Raw genomic sequence first — 751 nt, 5'->3', positions numbered from 1 at the left:
GGCGTTCACGGCCGCCCCGGCTCCGCCGGCAGCGGCCAGCGCCAGGCGCGCACGCCGGTCTCCCGCGGCGCCATGTGGATGCAGTCCACCGGACAGGGTTCGATGCAGAGCTCGCAGCCGGTGCACTCGTCGCGGATGACGGTGTGCATGTGCTGAGGCGCGCCGACGATGGCGTCCACCGGGCAGGCCTGGATGCACTTGGTGCAGCCGATGCACACGGACTCGTCGATCCAGGCGACCGTGGCCTCGGTCTTGGCCTCGCCGTTGTCCGGGTTCAGCGGCTTGGGCTCGCGGCCGAGGAGCTCGGCGAGGGCCTGCACGCCGGCCTCGCCGCCGGGTGGGCACTGGTTGATATCCGCCTCGCCGCTGGCGACGGCCTCGGCGTAGGGCCGGCAGCCGGGGTAGCCGCACTGGGCGCACTGGGTCTGGGGCAGGACCGCGTCGATGCGCTCGACCAGCGGGTCGTCGTCGTCACGCAGCCGCCGCGCGCTGAAGCCGAGCAGCGCGCCAAAGGCGAGGCCGAGGCCGCCGAGCACGAGCAGCGCCGCCCACATGGTCAGCCCCCCGCGGTGACCAGGCCGCTGAAGCCCATGAACGCCAGCGACATCAGCCCGGCGGTGACCAGCGCGATGGCACCGCCGCGGAACGGCGCGGGCACGTCCGCGCCGTCCAGGCGCTCGCGCAGCCCGGCGAAGAGCACCAGCACCAGCGAGAAGCCCATCGCCGCGCCGAAGCCGTACAGCGCCGAGGC

The 751-nt window shown here is 74.3% G+C and carries 2 protein-coding genes; both read right to left on the bottom strand.

The genetic code is table 11. The features are described 5' to 3' along the window. Window positions 1–5 precede the first annotated feature (5 nt). On the bottom strand, window positions 6–560 hold the full coding sequence (gene rsxB, locus G7A99_RS22645; RefSeq protein WP_163144273.1) for an electron transport complex subunit RsxB: 555 nt from the start codon (window positions 558–560) through the stop codon (window positions 6–8). Next, window positions 557–751, bottom strand: a 195-nt coding sequence (locus G7A99_RS22640) for an Rnf-Nqr domain containing protein (protein WP_305792361.1), incomplete at its 5' end; no start/stop codon positions are given. The genes rsxB and G7A99_RS22640, both read right to left, overlap by 4 nt.

The sequence above is a fragment of the Arhodomonas sp. KWT genome (genome assembly GCF_010993615.1).
This window is presented reverse-complemented; position numbering and strand designations above follow the sequence as displayed.